This window comes from Streptomyces sp. NPDC055140 (genome assembly GCF_053607285.1).
On record NZ_JBSGTG010000011.1, the window covers coordinates 181,573 to 202,120 of the forward strand.

20 protein-coding genes and 5 tRNA genes are annotated in these 20,548 nt (G+C 70.0%); 17 read left to right on the forward strand and 8 right to left on the reverse strand.

Translation table 11 applies throughout. The features are described 5' to 3' along the window. Positions 1-21: 21 nt before the first annotated feature. Both ACWFR4_RS22330 and ACWFR4_RS22335 read right to left on the reverse strand, forming a co-directional pair. A complete protein-coding gene (locus tag ACWFR4_RS22330; protein ID WP_362904909.1) occupies positions 22-435 on the reverse strand; it encodes a roadblock/LC7 domain-containing protein in 414 nt (137 codons plus the stop codon). Positions 436-444: 9 nt separating this feature from the next. Next, the gene (locus tag ACWFR4_RS22335; protein WP_453654147.1) at positions 445-4,302 is read right to left on the reverse strand and encodes a nitrate- and nitrite sensing domain-containing protein; all 3,858 of its coding nucleotides are present in this window, start codon (positions 4,300-4,302) and stop codon (positions 445-447) included. Between the two features lie 578 nt (positions 4,303-4,880). On the opposite strand from ACWFR4_RS22335, the gene ACWFR4_RS22340 reads away from it, so the two are divergent. From ACWFR4_RS22340 to ACWFR4_RS22380, 9 genes are all read left to right on the forward strand, one after another. Beyond that, positions 4,881-5,078, forward strand: coding sequence for a hypothetical protein (locus ACWFR4_RS22340; protein ID WP_453654149.1), 198 nt, complete (start codon positions 4,881-4,883; stop codon positions 5,076-5,078). Between the two features lie 91 nt (positions 5,079-5,169). Continuing rightward, on the forward strand, positions 5,170-5,958 hold the full coding sequence (locus ACWFR4_RS22345; protein ID WP_116509456.1) for a fumarylacetoacetate hydrolase family protein: 789 nt from the start codon (positions 5,170-5,172) through the stop codon (positions 5,956-5,958). Next, complete coding sequence (gene gltX / locus ACWFR4_RS22350) at positions 5,951-7,426, forward strand: glutamate--tRNA ligase (protein WP_453468694.1); 1,476 nt, start codon at positions 5,951-5,953, stop codon at positions 7,424-7,426. The genes ACWFR4_RS22345 and gltX overlap by 8 nt, the downstream gene beginning before the upstream one ends. A 10-nt stretch (positions 7,427-7,436) precedes the next feature. Next, positions 7,437-8,165, forward strand: a complete 729-nt coding sequence (locus ACWFR4_RS22355) for an HAD family hydrolase (protein WP_453654151.1) — start codon at positions 7,437-7,439, stop codon at positions 8,163-8,165. An 88-nt stretch (positions 8,166-8,253) separates the two neighbouring features. Then, positions 8,254-8,325: transfer RNA gene (locus tag ACWFR4_RS22360), tRNA-Gln, on the forward strand. A gap of 41 nt (positions 8,326-8,366) precedes the next feature. Continuing rightward, positions 8,367-8,439 (forward strand) — tRNA-Glu (locus tag ACWFR4_RS22365). A 62-nt stretch (positions 8,440-8,501) separates the two neighbouring features. Then, positions 8,502-8,574: transfer RNA gene (locus ACWFR4_RS22370), tRNA-Glu, on the forward strand. Positions 8,575-8,604: 30 nt separating this feature from the next. Next, positions 8,605-8,676 (forward strand) — tRNA-Gln (locus ACWFR4_RS22375). Positions 8,677-8,704: 28 nt separating this feature from the next. Next, positions 8,705-8,777: transfer RNA gene (locus ACWFR4_RS22380), tRNA-Glu, on the forward strand. 150 nt (positions 8,778-8,927) lie between these two features. On the opposite strand, the gene ndgR is transcribed toward ACWFR4_RS22380, so the two are convergent. Beyond that, the gene (gene ndgR / locus ACWFR4_RS22385; protein ID WP_100595026.1) at positions 8,928-9,644 is read right to left on the reverse strand and encodes an IclR family transcriptional regulator NdgR; all 717 of its coding nucleotides are present in this window, start codon (positions 9,642-9,644) and stop codon (positions 8,928-8,930) included. Positions 9,645-9,829: 185 nt separating this feature from the next. Here ndgR and leuC point away from each other — a divergent pair, with 185 nt between their 5' ends. From leuC to ACWFR4_RS22405, 4 genes are all read left to right on the forward strand, one after another. Further along, a complete protein-coding gene (gene leuC, locus ACWFR4_RS22390; RefSeq protein ID WP_453654153.1) occupies positions 9,830-11,260 on the forward strand; it encodes a 3-isopropylmalate dehydratase large subunit in 1,431 nt (476 codons plus the stop codon). A 6-nt stretch (positions 11,261-11,266) separates the two neighbouring features. After that, a complete protein-coding gene (leuD, locus tag ACWFR4_RS22395; RefSeq protein ID WP_453468876.1) occupies positions 11,267-11,860 on the forward strand; it encodes a 3-isopropylmalate dehydratase small subunit in 594 nt (197 codons plus the stop codon). A 269-nt stretch (positions 11,861-12,129) separates the two neighbouring features. After that, a complete protein-coding gene (locus ACWFR4_RS22400; RefSeq protein ID WP_453468877.1) occupies positions 12,130-12,360 on the forward strand; it encodes an SCO5555 family protein in 231 nt (76 codons plus the stop codon). A gap of 138 nt (positions 12,361-12,498) precedes the next feature. Next, positions 12,499-13,173, forward strand: coding sequence for an HU family DNA-binding protein (locus ACWFR4_RS22405; RefSeq protein ID WP_453468878.1), 675 nt, complete (start codon positions 12,499-12,501; stop codon positions 13,171-13,173). Between the two features lie 96 nt (positions 13,174-13,269). On the opposite strand, the gene ACWFR4_RS22410 is transcribed toward ACWFR4_RS22405, so the two are convergent. Then, positions 13,270-13,473, reverse strand: coding sequence for a hypothetical protein (locus ACWFR4_RS22410; RefSeq protein WP_266674557.1), 204 nt, complete (start codon positions 13,471-13,473; stop codon positions 13,270-13,272). Positions 13,474-13,486: 13 nt separating this feature from the next. Next, entirely contained in the window at positions 13,487-14,122 is a 636-nt protein-coding gene (gene cofC / locus ACWFR4_RS22415; RefSeq protein ID WP_227297395.1) for a 2-phospho-L-lactate guanylyltransferase, read from the reverse strand. A 165-nt stretch (positions 14,123-14,287) separates the two neighbouring features. On the opposite strand from cofC, the gene ACWFR4_RS22420 reads away from it, so the two are divergent. From ACWFR4_RS22420 to ACWFR4_RS22430, 3 genes are read left to right on the forward strand one after another with little or no spacing between them, the layout of a single operon-like run. After that, positions 14,288-15,088 carry a lysophospholipid acyltransferase family protein gene (locus ACWFR4_RS22420; RefSeq protein WP_453462862.1) on the forward strand — a complete coding sequence of 267 codons (801 nt, stop codon included), beginning with the start codon at positions 14,288-14,290 and terminating at the stop codon, positions 15,086-15,088. Further along, positions 15,085-16,095 carry an NAD(P)H-dependent glycerol-3-phosphate dehydrogenase gene (locus ACWFR4_RS22425; protein ID WP_453462865.1) on the forward strand — a complete coding sequence of 337 codons (1,011 nt, stop codon included), beginning with the start codon at positions 15,085-15,087 and terminating at the stop codon, positions 16,093-16,095. Before ACWFR4_RS22420 ends, ACWFR4_RS22425 begins: the two co-directional genes overlap by 4 nt. Before the next feature lie 56 nt (positions 16,096-16,151). Next, entirely contained in the window at positions 16,152-17,309 is a 1,158-nt protein-coding gene (locus ACWFR4_RS22430) for a D-alanine--D-alanine ligase family protein (protein ID WP_372563590.1), read from the forward strand. Positions 17,310-17,335: 26 nt separating this feature from the next. On the opposite strand, the gene ACWFR4_RS22435 is transcribed toward ACWFR4_RS22430, so the two are convergent. After that, positions 17,336-17,827 carry a DUF3515 domain-containing protein gene (locus ACWFR4_RS22435; RefSeq protein WP_266559633.1) on the reverse strand — a complete coding sequence of 164 codons (492 nt, stop codon included), beginning with the start codon at positions 17,825-17,827 and terminating at the stop codon, positions 17,336-17,338. 20 nt (positions 17,828-17,847) lie between these two features. Then, positions 17,848-18,081 carry an Lrp/AsnC family transcriptional regulator gene (locus tag ACWFR4_RS22440; RefSeq protein WP_453462871.1) on the reverse strand — a complete coding sequence of 78 codons (234 nt, stop codon included), beginning with the start codon at positions 18,079-18,081 and terminating at the stop codon, positions 17,848-17,850. Between the two features lie 224 nt (positions 18,082-18,305). Between ACWFR4_RS22440 and ACWFR4_RS22445 the strand changes: the two genes are divergently transcribed. Then, a complete protein-coding gene (locus tag ACWFR4_RS22445) occupies positions 18,306-19,271 on the forward strand; it encodes a thiamine-phosphate kinase (protein ID WP_453462874.1) in 966 nt (321 codons plus the stop codon). A gap of 5 nt (positions 19,272-19,276) precedes the next feature. On the opposite strand, the gene ACWFR4_RS22450 is transcribed toward ACWFR4_RS22445, so the two are convergent. Further along, positions 19,277-20,533 carry an FAD-dependent monooxygenase gene (locus ACWFR4_RS22450; protein ID WP_453654155.1) on the reverse strand — a complete coding sequence of 419 codons (1,257 nt, stop codon included), beginning with the start codon at positions 20,531-20,533 and terminating at the stop codon, positions 19,277-19,279. Positions 20,534-20,548: the final 15 nt, after the last annotated feature.

The following is a 20,548-nucleotide window of genomic DNA, read 5'->3' on the forward strand; positions in this document are numbered from 1 at the left end:
TGCGTGTGGGGGAGGGCGTGACTAGTGCAGCAGGCTGCCCTGCAGTTCGGCGCGGAGATCGGGGGTGAGCACGGAACCCGCGCGGTCCACGAGCAGCGCCATCTCGTAGCCGACGAGGCCGATGTCGCAATCGGGGTGCGCGAGCACCGCGAGGGACGAACCGTCCGAGACCGACATGAGGAAGAGGAAGCCACGCTCCATCTCCACCACGGTCTGGGCCACCGTGCCGCCCTCGAAGATCCGGGACGCACCCGCGGTCAGCGAGGTGAGGCCCGAAGCGACGGCGGCCAGCTGGTCGGCGCGGTCCCGGGGGAACCCCTCCGACATGGCGAGCAGCAGGCCGTCCGCGGACACGACGACGGTGTGGGAGACCCCCGGCGTGTTGTCCACGAAGTTGGTGATCAACCAGTTCAGGTTCTGTGCCGCCTGGCTCATCTGGGTCAACTAACGCTCCTGCTGGTGAGTGGGGCTGGGGAAGCTGCCGGTCTGGCCCGTACCGGCCTGGCGACCCTGCTGGATGCCCCGACGGAGATTGGTCAGCCGGCCGCGAACGTCATCAGGCGAACGCGAGACCTGCGGACCGGTTTGGTGCTGTTGCTGCTGAGCCGTACCCGCGACGAGGTTCGCACGCGGGACGCGACGCGGGAGCCCGGAGACGGTGACTCCGCCGGCCGAGGGCTGGCGGACCCGCTCGGCCTGGCGGCCGAGCTCGTCGTTGGGCGACTGGCGCCAGTTGGCGGGCGCCTGAGCCTGCTGGGGCGCCGCGGGTGCGGCGGCCGCCGGGCGGGCGGGCGCAGGGGTGGCGTTGGGCGACTGGGGCTGCTGCGGCGAACGCTGCGGCAGACCGCCCGGACGGCCGTTGTTCTGCTGGGGGGCGGGCGCCTGCGGCCGGTCCTGCTGCTGCGGGGCCTGCTGGCCCGACTGCTGGCCGTGGAACCAGTTGGTCTCAAGGGTGTCGAAGAGCGGCGTGCGGCCGTCGCCAGGTCCGGCGGGCGGCAGCTCGTCCTGCCGGCCGGGAGCCTGCGGCTGCGCCGGGAACCCCTGTTCCTGGCTGCCCTGGGCGGGCGGGCGCGGCATGGAGAAGTCCGCCGCGTCCCGGGAGCCGAGCTGCGGCAGATCGCGTGCGGGACCGCCGCGGCGGCCCTGCGGCTGCGACTGACCCTGTCCCTGCGTCTGGCCGAAGCCGTCGCCGCCGGGGAACTGGCCGTCCTGGCGCGGACGCCCGGGGGCGTTCTGGCCGGGGGCCGCGAACTGGCCGGTGGCGGACGGGTCCTGAGCGCCGGGGCGCCGGCCGTCGTCGAAGCCGGGCGCCGCGAACTGGCCGGTCTGGTGGTTCGGGTTCTGCGACTGGCCCTGCGGCTGGCCAGGCGCCTGGTTCTGGGGCTGGAAGTGGTTCGGGTTCTGCGACTGGCCCGGGTGACCGCCGAAGACGTCGTTACGGACGAACGTCCCCGTGTCCTGGCCCTGGCTCTGACCCTGGTCGAGCGGGGCGGGCGCGCCGGGACGGGGTCCGTCGAAGTCGGGACGGGGGAACTCGGCCGTCGAGCCGGGGCCCTGACGGTCGTCCACCCGCGGGAACTGCGACGTGGAGTCCGGCTCCTCGTGCCCGCGCGGCGCGTCGAGCGAGGCGCGCGGCACCGGCGGCTGAGCGTCGTCGTTGCCCCAACTCGGCACGCGCGGCTGGGGGTTGCCCCCGGGCAGCTCGGCACGGGGACCGCCACGCGGCGGCAGGACCGGCCTGCGGCCCTGCTCGGGCGCCTGGTTCGTACGCTGCTGGGGCGGCACGGGACCGTTCTGGCCCGGTCCCTGGCCGAGACCCTGACCCTGCGGCTGACCTTGGCCGGGACCGCTCTGCAGGCCCTGCGCGCCGAACATCCCGGCCGGAGCCGGACGACCCTGCTGAGGGGACTGCTGCGGCTGCTGGGACTGAGGCGCCTGCGGGCCACCGGCCTGTGGCCCGTTGCCGTCACGGCCGGGCAGAGCCGCGCGCGGACCCGAGCCCGCGACCTGCGGACGCGCCGCGCCGGGACCGGCAGCGAGCCGGCCCGCACCGCCCTGCGGACCCGCACCCGCGCCGACCCCACGCCGTGCTGCGGCCACACCGGCGGCGGCCTGCGCGGCGGCGGGGCCACCGGAGACGGCGCCGGGACCGGGCTTGCCGGGAGCCTTCTTGCCACCCTGGGCGACGTCGACGGGCAGCATGACGAGTGCCGTCGTACCACCGGAGTCGGACGGGCGGAGCTGGATACGGATGCCGTGACGCTGCGACAGACGGCCGACCACGAACAGACCCATGCGGCGCGAGACCGACACGTCCACGGTGGGCGGCGACGCGAGCCGCTCGTTGATCGCGGCGAGGTCCTCGGGGGAGAGGCCGATGCCGGTGTCGTGGATCTCGATGAGCACACGGCCGTCGGGCAGCGCGTGACCGGTGACCTTGACCTTGGTCTGCGGCGAGGAGAAGGAGGTCGCGTTCTCGAGCAGCTCGGCGAGCAGGTGCACGAGGTCGTTGACGACGCGTCCGGCGACCTCGGTCGAGGGGACCGAGGCCAGCTCGATGCGCTCGTACTGCTCCACCTCGGAGGCGGCGGCGCGCAGGACGTCGACCAGCGGGACCGGGCGGGTCCAGCGGCGGCCGGGCTCTTCACCGGCGAGAACGAGGAGGTTCTCGCCGTTACGGCGCATGCGGGTCGCGAGGTGGTCGAGCTTGAACAGCGAGGACAGCTGGTCGGGGTCGGCCTCGCGCGACTCCAGCTCGGAGATGAGCGAGAGCTGGCGCTGGATAAGACCCTGGGAACGACGCGAGAGGTTGGTGAACATCGCGTTGACGTTGCCCCGCAGGAGGGCCTGCTCGGCGGCCAGACGGACCGCCTCGCGGTGCACGTCGTCGAAGGCCGAGGCCACCTGGCCGATCTCGTCGCGCGAGTGCACACCGACGGACTCGACGGAGGTGTCGACGTCCTGCGGGTCCGACTCGGACAGCTGCTTGACCAGCTCGGGCAGGCGGTCCTGGGCGACCTTGGTCGCGGTGTCCTGGAGCCGGCGCAGCGAGCGGATCATGGACCGCGCCACGACGAAGGCGCCGACGAGCGAGACGCCGAGGACGAGCAGGATCAGCGCACCGTTGATGATGGCCGTGCGCTCGGACTCGTTGCGCAGCTCGCGGGCCTGCTGCTCCATCTGGTTGAGCAGCGTCAGCTCGATCTTGGACATTTCCTGCAGACGCTGGCTGTCCGCGTCGACCCAGTCCTTGTAGGACCGCTTGTCCTGGATCCTGATGCCGCCCTCCTGGCTGAGGGCGCGGCGGGCGTACTGGTCGGCGGCCTTGATCGTCGCGTTGCCCGAGTCGATGGGCTTCATCAGCTCGGTGGCGGCGACGTTTCCGTAGACGGAGCTGAAGCCCTTGAGGTCGGACTCCTGGTTCTCCAGCGCGGACTCGCCGTAGCGGCGGTCGGTCTCGGAGAGCTTGCCGAAGTCACGGTCGTTCGGGGGCAGGGCGGCCGCGATGACGGCGCGCTGCACGGACGCGTACTCCTTGGCGGAGGAGAACGACGCCAGGGCGCGCGTGCGCTTGATCATCTCGGGGTTGCTGGTCGCCTGCGCCATGTCGGTGGACAGCGACAGGAGCTGCTCGACGAGGCGGCTGTAGGCGTCGATCGTCTGGGACGAGGTGCTGCGGTCCTTGAACGCGTCCTGCCGGATGCCCTTGAGGTTGTTGAGCTGGCCGGCGATCTGCGTGACGTGGTCCTGCACACCGTCGAGACCGCTGTTACTGGTCCCGTCGGTGATCTCGTACGTGCCCTCCATGAAGGCCTTGCGCGCGCGGTCGGTCTTCTGACGCGCTCCCTTGACGGTGTAGTCCTCGGTCGCCTTGCCGCCGTTGGCCAGCGGGCCCGCCGACTGGTCGCGCTCCTCCTGGAGCGCGGACGCGAGCTCGGTGGCCTGCTTGGTCATGTCGGTCAGCAGCTTCATGTTGTCGAGCTGCTGGATGTCGCTCATCGACTCGCCGATACGCAGCGCGCCGAGGGAGGTCGCGGCGACCACGGGGAGGGCGAGCAGCGACACCAGGCGGGTGGAGATACGCCAGTTGCGCAGGGCTATTCGCGAGCCGGGGCCGGTCGGGCTCTTCGGCTTCGCGGCGGTCTTGGGCGCGGCCGAGGCCGCCGTACTGCCCTCGACGGAGGCGGTCCGGCCCGGGTTCTGGGCGTGCTGGGGCGAGGAACTGCCTGTCATCGGGCCAGTCCCGCCGCGCGGCTCCGGCTCCGCCGCAGCGCTGCCATCCCTGTTCTTACGTCCCTGCACTAGCGTCGCAACCTCTGGACCAGGCGTCCCCCGCGTGCGCGGACGGGACGGTGTCGGCGTAGTTCGGGGGCGAGCTGACACGCCCCCTTCGGTCGTCGGTGACCGGCGCTGCTCCCCCTTCCCGCCGCGACTCGGCGCTGCGTTGCGCCCCGTACGCGCCGGCTCGATCTCGCGGCGGTCCCGCGAATTCCAGCACAGTGCAGGATCTCCAACAAGGGCCGAGGGTCATGACTGGACCAGTGTGACGCCGTGTAAGGGGTGTGTCACGAGACGTAGAAAGGGATCTCGTCGATAACGGACTTTTACTGACGTTCCACCTACGCCCGGGGGGTGTCCCAGTCGCCATGATCGGGAGCGGAATGATGGCTTCAATGTCGGAATGCCCGTTTCGATGCAGCGCACTTCGGGTCCGAATTGAAACTTTTGCCCGCCCTCTGGTGAGCAAACTCACATGAAGAACTTCGACTCTTCCTCGCTTTCGACGGGAATCAGATGTTTAGCCTGACGCTTTACAGGGATGGCGAATCCGACAACCGGCGCCCTGAGGGCGCCCGCACCGACAAGGTCACGAGCGACACATGAAGACTGTGAAGTCCGCGATGTTCCGCAACATCGCCAACCCGCGGCGTACGACGCTGATGCACCTCAAGGACGCCGACGAGCTGCAGACGGCGCCGGAGCTCCCGGAGTACTCCGTCGATCTCCCCGCGCAGACGGCCAACCCGCGCCGCGCCATCCTGATGGAAGCCCCGGAGCAGACGACCGTCGCCTCCTGACGCGCGGCAATCCGCGAGGCCGGGTGCCCGAGCCGCGTTAGCCTGGGGCGTCAGATTCCAGCCAGCGGAAGTAGAGGGGCGCAAGGCACCCGTGCGCATCGCCAGATTCTCCATCGACGGCAATGTCGCCTTCGGCGCGGTCGAGGGCGACAGTCCCCCCGGAACGACCGATGGGCTTGTCCTCGACATCATCAAGGGCATCCCGTTCGCGGACTTCGAACTCTCCGGCACGAAGGTCCCGCTGAGCAAGGTCAGGCTTCTGCCGCCGGTGCTCCCGAACAAGGTCGTCGCGTTCGGCCGCAACTACGCGGAACACGCGAAGGAACTGGGCAACGAGGTCCCGGACGCCCCCTTCGCGTTCTTCAAGCCGTCCACCTCGGTGATCGGCCCCGGCGACGAGATCGCGTACCCCTCCTTCTCGCAGGAACTGCACCACGAGGCCGAGCTCGCCGTGGTCATCGGCCGCATGTGCCGTGAGGTCCCGCGCGAGCGCGTCAAGGACGTCATCCTCGGATACACCTGCGCGAACGACGTCACCGCGCGTGACGTCCAGAAGCGCGAGAAGCAGTGGGCCAGGGCCAAGGGCTTCGACACCTCCTGCCCGCTCGGCCCCTGGGTGGAGACGGACCTCGACCCCAGCGACCTGACGATCCAGTGCACGGTCAACGGACAGCAGCGCCAGCTCGGCCGCACGTCCCAGATGATCCACTCGATCGAGGACCTGATCGTCAACATCTCCGAGGCCATGACGCTGCTCCCCGGCGACGTGATCCTCACGGGTACCCCGGAAGGGGTCGGCCCGCTCAACGTCGGCGACGAGGTCGCCGTCACCATCGAAGGCATCGGCACTCTCACCAACAAGGTGATCAAGCGTGGCTAACGCGAACGTCCGCGTACGTTTCTGTCCGTCCCCGACCGGCAACCCCCACGTGGGCCTGGTCCGCACGGCGCTCTTCAACTGGGCCTACGCCCGGCACAACCAGGGCTCCCTGGTCTTCCGCATCGAGGACACCGACGCGGCCCGCGACTCCGAGGAGTCGTACGAGCAGCTCCTCGACTCGATGCGCTGGCTCGGCTTCGACTGGGACGAGGGCCCCGAGATCGGCGGCCCCCACGCGCCGTACCGCCAGTCGCAGCGCATGGACATCTACAAGGACGTCGCCGAGAAGCTCCTCGCCGCCGGCCACGCCTACCGCTGCTACTGCTCCACCGAGGAGCTCGACGCCCGCCGCGACGCCGCCCGCGCCGCCGGCAAGCCCTCCGGTTACGACGGCCACTGCCGCGACCTGAGCGCCGAGCAGATCGCCGCGTACGAGGCCGAGGGCCGGCAGCCCATCGTCCGTTTCCGCATGCCCGACGAGGCGATCACCTTCGAGGACCTCGTCCGCGGCGAGATCACCTACCAGCCGGAGAACGTCCCGGACTTCGGCATCGTCCGCGCGAACGGCGCTCCGCTGTACACGCTGGTCAACCCGGTCGACGACGCCCTGATGGAGATCACCCACGTCCTGCGCGGCGAGGACCTGCTCTCCTCCACGCCCCGCCAGATCGCCCTCTACAAGGCGCTCACCGAGCTCGGCATCGCGAAGCTCACACCCGCCTTCGGTCACCTGCCGTACGTCATGGGCGAGGGCAACAAGAAGCTCTCGAAGCGTGACCCGCAGGCGTCGCTCAACCTCTACCGCGAGCGCGGCTTCCTGCCCGAGGGCCTGCTCAACTACCTGTCCCTGCTCGGCTGGTCCTTCTCGGCCGACCAGGACGTCTTCTCCATCGAGGACATGGTCGCGAAGTTCGACCTCGCGGACGTCAACGCGAACCCGGCGCGCTTCGACCTCAAGAAGGCCGAGTCGATCAACGGCGACCACATCCGCATGCTGGACGTGAAGGCGTTCGCGGCGGCCTGTGAGCCGTGGCTGCGCGCCCCGTTCGCCAACTGGGCGCCCGAGGACTTCGATCAGGCGGCCTGGGAGGCCATCGCCCCCCACGCGCAGACCCGCGTGACGGTCCTTTCCGACATCACGGCCAACGTCGACTTCCTGTTCCTCAAGGAGCCGGTGGAGGACGAGGCGTCCTGGACCAAGGCCATGAAGGGCGACCCGGTCGGCCTCCTGACCACGGCCCGCGCGAAGCTCGAGGCCGCCGACTGGGCGTCGGCCGACTCCCTCAAGGAGGCCGTCCTGGCCGCCGGCGAGGAGCACGGCCTCAAGCTCGGCAAGGCGCAGGCCCCGGTCCGCGTCGCCGTCACCGGCCGTACGGTCGGCCTGCCCCTCTTCGAGTCCCTGGAGATCCTGGGCAAGGACAAGACCCTGACCCGCATCGACGCCGCCCTGGCCAAGCTCACGGCCTAAGCTCGGGCACATGCCGATCCGCGCGGTCCTGTGGGACGTAGACGACACGATCTTCGACTACGCGAACGCGGACCGCGCCGGAATGCGGGACCACCTTCGGGCCGAGGGCCTGGCCGACGGATTCACCTCCGTCGGCCAGGCCCTCGCCCGTTGGCGCACCCTCACCCAGGAGCACTGGGCGCGCTTCGAGTCGGGCGAGACCGACTGGGAGGGCCAGCGCCGCAATCGCGTACGGGCCTTCGTGGGGCGCGGCGCCGACGACATGGACGACGCCGAGGCGGACGCCTGGTTCGGGCGCTACATCGTCCACTACGAGGCCGCCTGGGCGCTGTTCCCCGACACCGTCCCCGTGCTCGACCTGCTCGCGGAGCGCTACCGGCAGGCGGTCCTGTCCAACTCCTCGCTCCACAACCAGGACCGCAAGCTGCGCGTCCTCGGCGTGAGGGACCGCTTCGAGGCCGTCGTCTGCGCCGCCGAACTCGGTGTGGCCAAACCTCAGGCTGCCGCCTTCCACGCCGCCTGCGAGGCCCTGGAACTGCCCCCGCACGAGGTCGCGTACGTCGGCGACCAGCCCGACACCGACGCCCGTGGCGCCGAGGAGGCGGGGCTCACCGGCATCTGGCTGGACCGCGCGCGGACCGGTGGCCGTCCCGAACTCACGCGCATCACAGCGCTCGACCAGCTCCCCGCGCTGCTGGCCCCGGATAGCCGTTTTGGAGCGCCGTCCACCTTCGGGTAATGTTCTTCCTGCGCCAAGGGAAACGGGCCGACAGGCCGGACCCGGAAGCGTAAATCAAACAGAACCCTCGCAAGGGGTTGCTTTTTGATGGCCTATGGTGTAATTGGCAGCACGACGGTTTCTGGTTCCGTTAGTCTAGGTTCGAGTCCTGGTAGGCCAGCTCGCAGAGCTTATCTGCATCGCGGATTCCAGATCCGCAAAGCCCCCGTTGTGTAGCGGCCTAGCACGCCGCCCTCTCAAGGCGGTAGCGCCGGTTCGAATCCGGTCGGGGGTACAGATCCTTCCCAGGGGGACAGTCCGGGTCGCACCCGCTGTTTTTCATGCAGGATCGCTAGGGCCCCCGTTGTGTAGCGGCCTAGCACGCCGCCCTCTCAAGGCGGTAGCGCCGGTTCGAATCCGGTCGGGGGTACTGATCGGGCCATCCAGGCCTGGATCGCATTGGGCTATGGTGTAATTGGCAACACGACGGTTTCTGGTTCCGTTGTTCTAGGTTCGAGTCCTGGTAGCCCAGCTGGATCGCGTGGCAGCACAAGATCCTTGCCCCCGTTGTGTAGCGGCCTAGCACGCCGCCCTCTCAAGGCGGTAGCGCCGGTTCGAATCCGGTCGGGGGTACAAGACAGCAAGAGGCCCTCCCCAGCAGGGGAGGGCCTCTTCGCGTTGCCCGGAGCGCGTGAGCGTGACATGTCTCACCAAGTCTCAACTCGGGCCGGTCGCTGCGGCGTTGAAGCGGCCGGTCCGAGTTGAGCGGTGTGGTGGGGAGGGTCAGCCGGTGCGGCGCAGGGCCTCGGAGAGGCGGCCCGCCGCGTCGATGACGGCCTGCGCGTGCATGCGGCCAGGGTGGCGCGTCAGGCGCTCGATCGGTCCGGAGACCGAGACCGCCGCGACGACACGGTTCGAGGGGCCGCGCACCGGCGCGGAGACGGACGCGACGCCCGGCTCCCGCTCGCCGATCGACTGGGCCCAGCCACGGCGCCGTACGCCCGACAGGGCCGTCGCCGTGAAGCGGGCGCCCTGGAGGCCGCGGTGGAGGCGCTCGGGCTCCTCCCAGGCCATCAGGATCTGTGCCGACGAGCCCGCCTTCATCGTGAGCGTGGAGCCCACGGGGACGGTGTCCCTGAGGCCCGACAGGCGCTCGGCGGCCGCGACACAGATGCGCATGTCGCCCTGCCGGCGATAGAGCTGCGCGCTCTCGCCCGTCACGTCACGGAGGTGGGTGAGTACCGGACCCGCCGTAGCGAGCAGGCGGTCCTCGCCCGCCGCCGCGGCCAGCTCGGCCATGCGCGGGCCGAGGATGAATCGGCCCTGCATGTCACGCGCCACCATGCGGTGGTGTTCCAGTGCCACGGCGAGACGGTGTGCCGTGGGTCTTGCCAGTCCGGTCGCCGCGACCAGCCCCGCGAGGGTGGCCGGACCGGACTCCAGGGCGCTGAGAACAAGGGCCGCCTTGTCCAGAACGCCGACGCCGCTAGAGTTGTCCATGCGTCGATACTCGCGTCTCACTCTGTGAAACGCAAGTTCAATTTCCCGTGAAACTTGACACCCTGTACTTACAGCGGCCCGCAGACCAACGGGCCGGGACGTTCACGTCCGGTACGAGGGGTACGGACGTCGGCGACCACGATCTCTAGTTGGGCCGGCTCACGATGCCGGCCGGAGGGAAAGCGATGGGTAGGACACTCGCGGAGAAGGTCTGGGACGACCACGTCGTCCGGCGCGCCGAGGGCGAGCCCGACCTCCTCTTCATCGATCTGCACCTGCTGCACGAGGTGACCAGCCCGCAGGCCTTCGACGGCCTGCGCCAGACCGGTCGCCAGGTGCGGCGCCTCGACCTCACCATCGCGACCGAGGATCACAACACCCCGACCCTCGACATCGACAAGCCGATCGCGGACCCGGTCTCGCGCGCCCAGCTGGAGACGCTGCGCAAGAACTGCGCCGACTTCGGTGTGCGCCTGCACTCGCTGGGTGACGTCGAGCAGGGTGTCGTGCACGTCGTCGGCCCGCAGCTGGGCCTGACCCAGCCGGGAACCACGGTCGTCTGCGGTGACTCCCACACGTCCACGCACGGCGCGTTCGGCGCGCTGGCCTTCGGCATCGGCACCTCTCAGGTCGAGCACGTCCTGGCGACCCAGACGCTGCCGCTGGCCCGTCCCCGCACGATGGCCATCACCGTCGAGGGCGAGCTGCCCGACGGCGTCACCGCCAAGGACCTGATCCTCGCCATCATCGCGAAGATCGGTACGGGCGGCGGCCAGGGCTACATCCTGGAATACCGCGGCGCCGCCATCGAGAAGCTCTCGATGGAAGCCCGCATGACCATCTGCAACATGTCGATCGAGGCCGGCGCCCGCGCGGGCATGATCGCCCCCGACGAGACCACCTTCGCCTACCTCGAGGGCCGCGCGCACGCCCCCAAGGGCGAGGACTGGGACGCCGCGGTGGCGTACTGGAAGACGCTGAAGTCGGACGACGACGCGGAATTCGACGCCGAGGTCGTCATCGACGCCACCGCGCTGTCGCCGTTCGTCACCTGGGGCACCAACCCCGGCCAGGGCTCGCCCCTGTCGGCGCAGGTCCCCGACCCTGCTTCGTACGAGGACGCTTCGGAGCGCTATGCCGCCGAAAAGGCCCTGGAATACATGGGGTTGACCGCCGGGCAGCCGCTGCGCGACATCAAGGTCGACACCGTCTTCGTAGGTTCGTGCACCAACGGCCGCATCGAGGACCTCCGCGCCGCCGCCGAGATCGTCGGGGGCCGCAAAGTCGCCGACGGCGTAAGGATGCTGGTCGTTCCCGGCTCCGCGCGGGTGGGTCTGCAGGCCGTCTCCGAGGGCCTGGACAAGGTCTTCAAGGAGGCCGGCGCCGAATGGCGGCACGCGGGCTGCTCGATGTGTCTGGGCATGAACCCCGACCAACTCGCCCCCGGCGAGCGCTCCGCGTCCACCTCGAACCGCAACTTCGAGGGACGGCAGGGCAAGGGCGGCCGTACGCACCTGGTCTCGCCCCAGGTCGCCGCCGCCACCGCCGTGCTTGGCCACCTGGCCTCTCCGGCCGACCTGTCCGACACTGACGCCCGTACGCCCGCTGGAGTCTGATCAGCCATGGAAGCATTCACCACGCACACAGGCCGGGCCGTCCCGCTGCGCCGCAGCAACGTCGACACCGACCAGATCATCCCCGCCCACTGGCTCAAGAAGGTCACCAGGGACGGTTTTGAGGACGGGCTCTTCGAGGCCTGGCGCAAGGACCCCGAGTTCGTGCTGAACAAGGCCGAACGCGAGGGCGCCACGGTCCTGGTGGCAGGCCCCGACTTCGGCACCGGATCCTCCCGCGAGCACGCGGTGTGGGCGCTGCAGAACTACGGCTTCAAGGCCGTCATCTCCTCGCGGTTCGCCGACATCTTCCGCGGCAACTCGCTCAAGAACGGCCTGCTCACGGTGGTGCTCGACCAGAAGGTCGTGGACGCGCTCCAGGACCTGGTGGAGAACGACCCCCAGGCCGAGATCACGGTCGACCTGGAGGCGCGTGAAGTACGGGCCGAGGGCATCACCGCCGCCTTCGAACTCGACGAGAACGCGCGCTGGCGGCTGCTGAACGGCCTGGACGACATCAGCATCACGCTCCAGAACGAGGGCGACATCGCGGAGTACGAGTCGAAGCGTCCCGCGTTCAAGCCGCAGACCGTGCAGATCTGAACTCTGCAAGGCTGATTTCGGCCATCGCGACAAGCCTCTGTACCCCCAATCGTGGACGGTTGGGGGTACAGCTGTGTCCGGCCTCGGACCGCTCGCCAAGTGCCGTTCCGGAGCTCTCAACTCCCCGCGTTTTCAAGGGTGTTCAGGGGGTACGCGTGTCTCGCGGCGCCCGTGCGCGCATGCTCCTCGAAGGGGCCCAGAAGGCCCGCCAGGGACGGCAGTTACCCCCTGCGGAGGCGACAACTCGCCCCAGATGGCACAATCTGTGCATGGGACACGACGGCCAACTCCAGCTCTATGCGGCGGTCGCGGACCAACTCAAGGAAGCGCACTCCAGGGTGCGCGCACTGCAAGTCCCGGAGGGCGTACGGATGGCGCTGACCCGGAAGCTGCTGGTCATTACGGCCGCGGCCAAGCACGATCTCGCCGATGCGGCAAGGCGACTGGACCGATTCATGGTGGACCTCGACGAGGGTCGATTCTCACAAGAGGACCACTGAGTAACTTCGCGACAGCCCGAGTTCGTTGCGGCACAAGGGTGATTAGCCCGTTTCGTGTTTGATTTGCGGTATATATCTGCCTAACGTGCGAAAAAGCCGGACCGGATACGTTCCGGCAATGTCTCCGAAGGGGAAGACGTGAACAAGGCGCAGCTCGTAGAAGCGATTGCCGACAAGGTCGGCGGCCGTCAGCAGGCCGCGGACGCCGTCGACGCGGTCCTGGACGCCATCGTCCGTGCCGTCGTCAGCGGGGACCGGGTCTCGGTCACCGGCTTCGGCTCGTTCGAGAAGGTCGACCGCCCCGCCCGCTACGCCCGTAACCCGCAGACGGGTGAGCGCGTACGGGTCAAGAAGACCTCCGTTCCGCGTTTCCGTGCCGGTCAGGGCTTCAAGGACCTCGTCGCGGGTTCGAAGAAGCTCCCGCGTGGTGGAGAGGTCGCGGTCAAGAAGGCGCCCAAGGGCAGCCTGACCGGCGGCGCCGCGGCGACGGTCAAGAAGGCCGCGGCCAAGAAGGCCACGACCGCCAAGAAGGCGGCGGCGAAGAAGGTCACCGCCAAGAAGACCACGGCCAAGAAGACGACGGCCGCGGCGAAGAAGACCACGGCGACGGCGAAGAAGGCCACCGCCAAGAAGACCACCGCCACGGCGAAGAAGGCCGCCGCGAAGAAGGCCGCCCCGGCGAAGACCGCCGCGAAGAAGGCCACCGCGAAGAAGACGGCGCCCGCCAAGAAGGCCACGGCCAAGAAGGCGCCCGCCAAGAAGTCCACTGCGCGCAAGACGACCGCCAAGAAGACCACCGCCCGCAAGAAGTAAGGGCGACGGCCTCAAGGGCCCCTCACGCGCCGGGCCGGGCTCCCCTCGGGGAGCCCGGCCCGCGGTGTATTCGCGAAAGCCCGGTCCGGCAGCGGCTCAGAGCGTCTGCAGCGTCACCAGCGTGATGCGCCGCGCCTCGCCCTCGCCCTCGACCTCGATACGGACCCGCTGCCCGGGGCGCAGCAGCCGAAGACCGCCCGCGTCGAACGCCGGGCCGTCGAACGGTACGGGGGTGCCGTCGTCGAGCAGCACGCTGCCGGAGCGGGAGTCGGGGTCGTATGTGTACGCGGTCGCCTGCATGCAGGCAGCGTACTCAGTCCGGGATCAGCAGCCCGGCGGCCGCCCCCGCGGTGCGTGGGCCGACGCCGAGCGACAGCGCCACCCGCAGGTCCTCGCCGGTGTCCACGTCCTGGCGTACGGAGTCGACGCCCGTCAGCGGGAGTTCCACCGCGCCGGACGCGGCATGACGGGCGCGGGACGCGGTGCCGAATGCAGGACGCAATTCCGTACCGGAACCCGCACTGAGAAGTGTGGTCCCGATTCCCGCCGCATCGGGAAGAAATGCGCGGGGAAATAGCGCGGCCTCCGCGAGAACCCGGGACAATTCCGCGGACCGCAGGGCCGGCAGATCGGCGTTGAGCGCTGCGACGGCCGCATCCGGGCGCCGGGCCCGCGCCGCCGCCGCACCGTGCGCCAGGGCGGCGTTCAGGCCCGCTCCCGGGGCATCGGGGACGATCAGGGCACCCAGGGCGGCCAGCTCCCTCCCGGCGAGCGCGTCGTCCGTGACTACCACCACATCCCGCACCCCGGCCGAGGCGGTCGCGGCGGCCACGGTGTCCTGCGCGAACGCCAGCGCGAGCCCGGGACGCACCCCGTCACCCGCGGTGGGCGCCAGCCTGCTCTTGGCCCGTACCAGGGGTTTCAGCGGTATCACGAGGGTCCACTGCACGTGAGGTCCGTCCCTTCGGGTCGCGCTCATTGTGGCCCGGCGCGTGAGGTGGGCATAAACGCGCGGGCGTACGGTGTTCTCGACAGACCGGCGGCCTGGGGCGACACTTGTGCGGCTGACCAGGTCTGAGAGGGCCTTCAAGGGTCCATAGAGGAAGGTGTCCGAGTGTCCCGCCGCAGAATCGGCTTCTGGTATCGCCTGGCGGCGGTCATCGCTAAACCGCCGCTCGTGGTTCTGATCAAGCGGGACTGGCGCGGAATGGAGAACATTCCGGCCGACGGCGGCTTTATCACCGCGGTGAACCACAATTCGCATCTGGACCCGCTCGCGTACGCGCACTTCCAGTACAACACCGGACGCGTTCCGCGATTCCTGGCCAAGCACGGGCTCTTCAAGAAGGGGTTCATCGGCGCCGTCATGCGCGGCACCGGACAGATCCCCGTCTACCGCGAGACAACGAATGCGCTCAGCGCGTTCCGTGCCGCCATCGACGCCGTCGAGCGCGGGGAGTGCGTCGCCTTCTACCCCGAGGGCACCCTCACCCGCGATCCGGCCCTGTGGCCCATGACCGCCAAGACGGGCGTCGCGCGCGTGGCGCTGCAGACCAAGTGCCCCGTGATTCCCGTCGCCCAGTGGGGCGCCAACCTCGTGCTCGCGCCGTACGCGAAGAAGCCCGACCTGCTGCCGCGCAAGACGCACCACGTCCTCGCCGGACCGCCGGTCGACCTGGAGCGCTTCTACGACAAGGAGATGACCCCGGAACTCCTCAAGGAGGCCACCGAGGTCATCATGACGGCGATCACCGGACTGCTCGGTGAACTGCGCGGCGAGCAGCCCCCGCTGCGCCGTTACGACCCCCGTGAGGCGCGCATCGCGCAGCGCCGCAAGGCCGCCGGGACCAACACCCTTACGGAGCAGGCCGGTTCGGCCGCCATCGAGCACGGAAGTCCTGAGGAGAGCAAGTGACCCCACCCGTCAAGGCGGCCGTCTTCGGAACCGGCTCCTGGGGTACGGCCTTCGCCATGGTGCTCGCCGACGCGGGGTGCGACGTCACCCTGTGGGCGCGCAGGCCCGAACTGGCCGAAGCGGTCAACTCCACACGTACGAACCCCGATTACCTCCCCGGCATCGAACTCCCCGGCAACATCAGGGCCACCGCAGACGCCGCCGAGGCCGCGGACGGCGCCGAGTTCACGGTGCTCGCCGTGCCCTCGCAGACGCTGCGCGCCAACCTCGCCGAGTGGACGCCGCTGCTCGCGCCCGGCACGGTCCTCGTCTCCCTCATGAAGGGCGTCGAACTCGGCTCCGCCATGCGGATGAGCGAGGTCATCGAGGACGTCACCAAGGTCGGCGAGGACCGCATCGCGATCGTCACGGGCCCCAACCTCGCCCGCGAGATCGCCGCCCGGATGCCCGCCGCCGCCGTCGTCGCCTGCCGCGACGAATCGGTTGCGCAGCGCCTCCAGACCGCCTGCCACACGCCGTACTTCCGGCCGTACACGAACACCGACGTGATCGGCTGCGAGCTCGGCGGAGCCGTGAAGAACGTCATCGGGCTCGCCGTCGGCATCGCCGACGGCATGGGCCTCGGCGACAACGCGAAGGGCTCGCTCATCACGCGCGGCCTCGCCGAGACCACCCGGCTCGGCCTCGCGATGGGCGCCGACCCGCTCACCTTCTCCGGGCTCGCGGGCCTCGGCGACCTCGTCGCCACCTGCTCCTCGCCCCTCTCGCGCAACCACACCTTCGGCACCAACCTGGGCAAGGGCATGACCCTCCAGGAGACCATCGCGGTCACCAAGCAGACCGCCGAGGGCGTCAAGTCCTGCGAGTCGGTGCTCGACCTGGCGCGCCGGCACGGCGTCGACATGCCGATCACCGAAACCGTCGTCGGCATCGTGCACGAGGGGAAGTCCCCGGTCGTCGCCCTGAAGGAGATGATGTCGCGCAGCGCCAAGCCCGAACGGCGCTGACGCGGGGCTCGCCGGACGCTGACTCCGCTGCTACCAGCAGGTACGCTCAACGCGATATGAGCAGCGAGAACCTTCCCCAGAGCAGCCGCCCCTCGGGCCAGAAGCCCCGTGTGGCCGTCGTCTTCGGCGGTCGCAGCTCCGAGCACGGCGTTTCCGTCGTCACCGCAGGCGCCGTGCTGCGGGCCATCGACCGCACCAAGTACGACGTGCTGCCGATCGGCATCACGCGCGAGGGACGTTGGGCGCTGACGGCCGACGATCCCGAGCGGATGGCCATCACCGACCGCAAGGTGCCGGACGTCGCCGAGCTCGCCGAGTCCGCCGAGGGCGGGGTCGTGCTGCCCGTCGACCCCTCGAGTCGCGAGGTCGTCTACACGGAGCCCGGCTCCGTGCCCAAGGTCCTCGGCGACGTCGACGTCGTGTTCCCCGTCCTGCACGGCCCGTACGGCGAGGACGGCACCATCCAGGGCCTGCTCGACCTGTCCGGGACGCCGTACGTCGGCTGTGGAGTCCTGTCCTCGGCCGTCGGCCAGGACAAGGACTACATGAAGCGGGTGTTCACCTCGTTCGGGCTGAAGGTCGGCCCTTATCTGGTGATCCGGCCGCGCGAGTGGGAGAGCGACCGGGAAGGCGCGCGGCGCCGCATCGCGGACTTCGTCGGCGAGCAGGGCTGGCCGCTGTTCATCAAGCCAGCGCGCGCGGGTTCGTCGATCGGCATCACCAAGGTCGACTCCTTCGAGGGCCTCGACGAGGCGATCGAGGAGGCCCGCAGCCACGACCCGAAGATCATCGTGGAGGCGGCGCTCGTCGGCCGCGAGATCGAGTGCGGAGTCCTGGAGTTCGAGGACGGGCCGCGCGCGAGCGTGCCGGCCGAGATCCCGCCGGTCCAGGCCCACGACTTCTACGACTTCGAGGCCAAGTACATCGACTCGGCGTCCGGCATCGTGCCCGCGCCGCTCACCGACGAGCAGACGGCCGAGGTGCAGCGGCTCGCGGTCGAGGCGTTCGACGCGGCGTCCTGCGAGGGCCTCGTACGCGCCGACTTCTTCCTCACCGAGGACGGCGAGTTCGTGATCAACGAGATCAACACGCTGCCAGGCTTCACCCCGATCTCCATGTACCCGCGGATGTGGCAGGAGAGCGGCGTGAGCTACCAGGAGCTGGTGGACCGCCTCATCCAGGCGGCGCTGAACCGGTCGACGGGGCTGCGCTAGTCCCGTAGCGATCCGATCCGTGCATGTCAGTCGGCGATCCCTTCGGGGATCGCCTTCTTGACGGGCCCGGCGAAGTCGACCAGGGGCGAGGCTCCCTCGGCGGCCAGCTCCTTGGGCAGGGTGACCTCCACGTAGGCGACCCGCAGCGTCGTCGTGAGCACCTGCGTGCCGTCGTCCCGCTTCTCGTACGCCCAGCCCACGCCGTTCACCTTCACCGGCAGAGCCTGTGGGTCGTCCATCAGCGCGGGCCGTGCGACACCGCAGCGCAGTATGATCGCCGGATCTCCCCACCCCGCGGTCAGCTCGGACCGCGGAGAGGGGTCGTTCCTTCCGTGCCCGTCCACCGTGTCCGGAAGCCTTTTGTGCAGGTTCCGGCACAGGTCCGTGACCTTGGCGTCAGGGGTGGGAACCGCTGCGTGCGCCGTGTCGTCTGCTGAGGAGCAGCCCGAGACGGCGAGCAGCAGGGCCAGGGCGGGGAGCCCGGTGGCAAGGCGGGGCCGGTGACGGAAGAAGTTCACCGGCCAAGGTTAGACGGGGGCTACAAGTGCACGACCGGGCAGGTCAGGGTGCGGGTGATGCCGTCCACTTGCTGGATCTTGGCGACCACCATGCGGCCCAGCTCATCGACCGTGTCGGCCTGTGCGCGCACGATCACGTCGTAGGGACCTGTCACGTCCTCGGCCTGGATCACCCCCGGGATCTTGCCGATCAGCTCGGCTACGGTCGACGCCTTGCCGACTTCGGTCTGAATCAGGATGTACGCCTGTACCACGGAACCTCCAGGGCGGCCACGAGGATCATGTGGGGAGAAGAGACGCCACGGTATCGCGTCGCCGCTCGCCGCGGGGAGACCCGCGGTGACTGTGGCGTACACACTGAGACTGACGGACGGCGGGCACCGGTCCACGCGACGGTCCCGCCCATGACAATGACCGTACCGATGACAGAGACGGCTCGCGACCGCAAGCGGACCGGGGCAGAAGGGGCAGTACGCGCATGAAGGGCACCGTCGGCGAGCTGGGCGAGTTCGGGCTCATCCGAGAGCTCACCTCCCGGCTCACCACCACCCCGGCCGTACGACTCGGCCCGGGCGACGACGCGGCCGTGGTGGCCGCGCCGGACCGCAGGGTCGTCGTGAGCACGGACATCCTCCTCGAAGGGCGGCACTTCCGCCGCGACTGGTCCACGGCCTACGACGTCGGGCGCAAGGCGGCCGCGCAGAACCTCGCGGACATCGCCGCGATGGGCGCCGTCCCGACCGCGCTCCTGCTTGGCCTCGTGGTGCCCGCCGAACTTCCCGCCAGCTGGCCGAACGAGCTGATGGACGGCCTGCGCGACGAGTGCCAGGTCGCCGGCGCCGCCGTCGTCGGGGGAGACGTCGTACGCGGCGACACCATCACCGTCGCGATCACCGCGCTCGGCGACATGCGCAACCACGAGCCGGTCACGCGCGCCGGCGCACAGCCCGGCGACGTCGTCGCGGTGACCGGCTGGCTCGGCTGGTCCGCGGCCGGGCACGCGGTCCTCTCGCGCGGCTTCCGCTCGCCCCGCGCCTTCGTCGAGGCCCACCGCCGCCCCGAACCGCCGTACCACGCGGGCCCCGCGGCCGCCGGGCTCGGCGCCACCGCCATGTGCGACGTCAGCGACGGCCTCATCGCCGACCTGGGGCACATCGCGGAGGCCAGCAAGGTCCGTATCGACATCAAGTCCGGCAAGGTCGACGTGCCTTCGCAGATGAACGACATCGGGCAGGCCGTCGGCGTCGACCCGATCCAGTGGGTGCTCACCGGGGGAGAGGACCACGCGATCGTGGCCACGTTCCCGCCGGACGTGAAGCTGCCCGCCCGCTGGAAGGTGATCGGCGAGGTCCTCAACCCGTCGGCGCTGCCCCAGGTGACGGTCGACGGCGCCCCGTGGACGAGCAAGGGCGGCTGGGACCACTTCGGGGACATAGAGGCCTGACGGCCTCACCGGCCGCGTACCGCCGCGGCAGTTGCGTCCAGGAGGGCCGGGTAGTCCTTCAGGTCGAGCGCGGTCGCGGCCTTCTCCGTCAGGCGCTTGAAGAACCCGGCCATCAGGCGGGAGCTGAGCAGCCGGTACATCCGGTCGCGGCTGCGGATCTTCCGCTCGGTGGGCGGCGCGAAGAACGGGCCCGCGTTGCCCGAGATCTTCTGGCAGCCCTTCGCGAAGTCCCCGATCTGCGCCTCGTAGGCGGCGAACGCGGTGCGGTGATCGCCGCCGGCCAGGGCCAGTTCACCCGCCAGGACGTACGCGCCGACGATTGCGACTCCGGTGCCCATGCCGCCCATCGTGGCGCCGTACCCGGCGTCGCCGAGCAGGACCACGCGGCCCTTGGCGAGCCGGTCGACGTGGATCTGCGCGATGGCGTCGAAGTACAGGTCGTCCGCGCCCTCCAGCGCCTTGAGGACCCGCGGCGCCTCCCAGCCCATCCCCACGAACCGCTCCGCGAGGATCCGCTTCTGCTGGTCCACGTCCCTGCGGTCGTGGTCGAGAGGCTCGGAGCGGAACACCAGGAGCGCGCCCGCGCGGTCCGGGTCGCCGTCGTAGTTGCTGACGGAGACCGCCCGGCCCGGGTCGCTGTACAGCCGGCCCGTGCGGTCGAGGCCCAGGTGGTTGGGGATGCCGAAGCCGGCCACGTAGTGGTCGAGGAACCGCAGGTAGCGGGACTCGTCGCCGAACACGAGGCGGCGGGTGGGGGAGTGCAGTCCGTCGGCCGCCACGACGAGGTCGAAGCGGCTGGGCGCCGCGCGCTCGAAGGTGACGTCGACGCCGCGGTCGTCCTCGGTCAGGGTGGCGATCGAGTCACCGAAGACGTACTCCACGGTGTCCCTGCTGTGCTCGTACAGGATGTGGGCGAGGTCGCCGCGGAAGATCTCCACGTCGCCGCTCATCAGCTCCGCCGGCAGATCGACGCGCGGGGTGCCGTCGGCGTCGACGACCGTCTGGCGGCCCATGCGGGTCTGGCGCGCGTGGATGTCGTCGTGGATGCCGAGCGCGGTCAGGACCGTGCGGTGCACCCAGCCGCGGAAGTCGACCGCGAATCCGCCCTCGCGCAGGGCGGTGGCCTTCTCGACGACGGTGACACGGGCTCCGTGGAGGGAGAGGGCGAGGGCGACGGCGGGGCCGGCGACGCTGGCGCCGGAGACCAGGACGTCGAGGTGGGACAGCCGGGTCGATGCGTACGGGGTGTGTGTGTTCTTCATGTCCCCGAGCCTCGC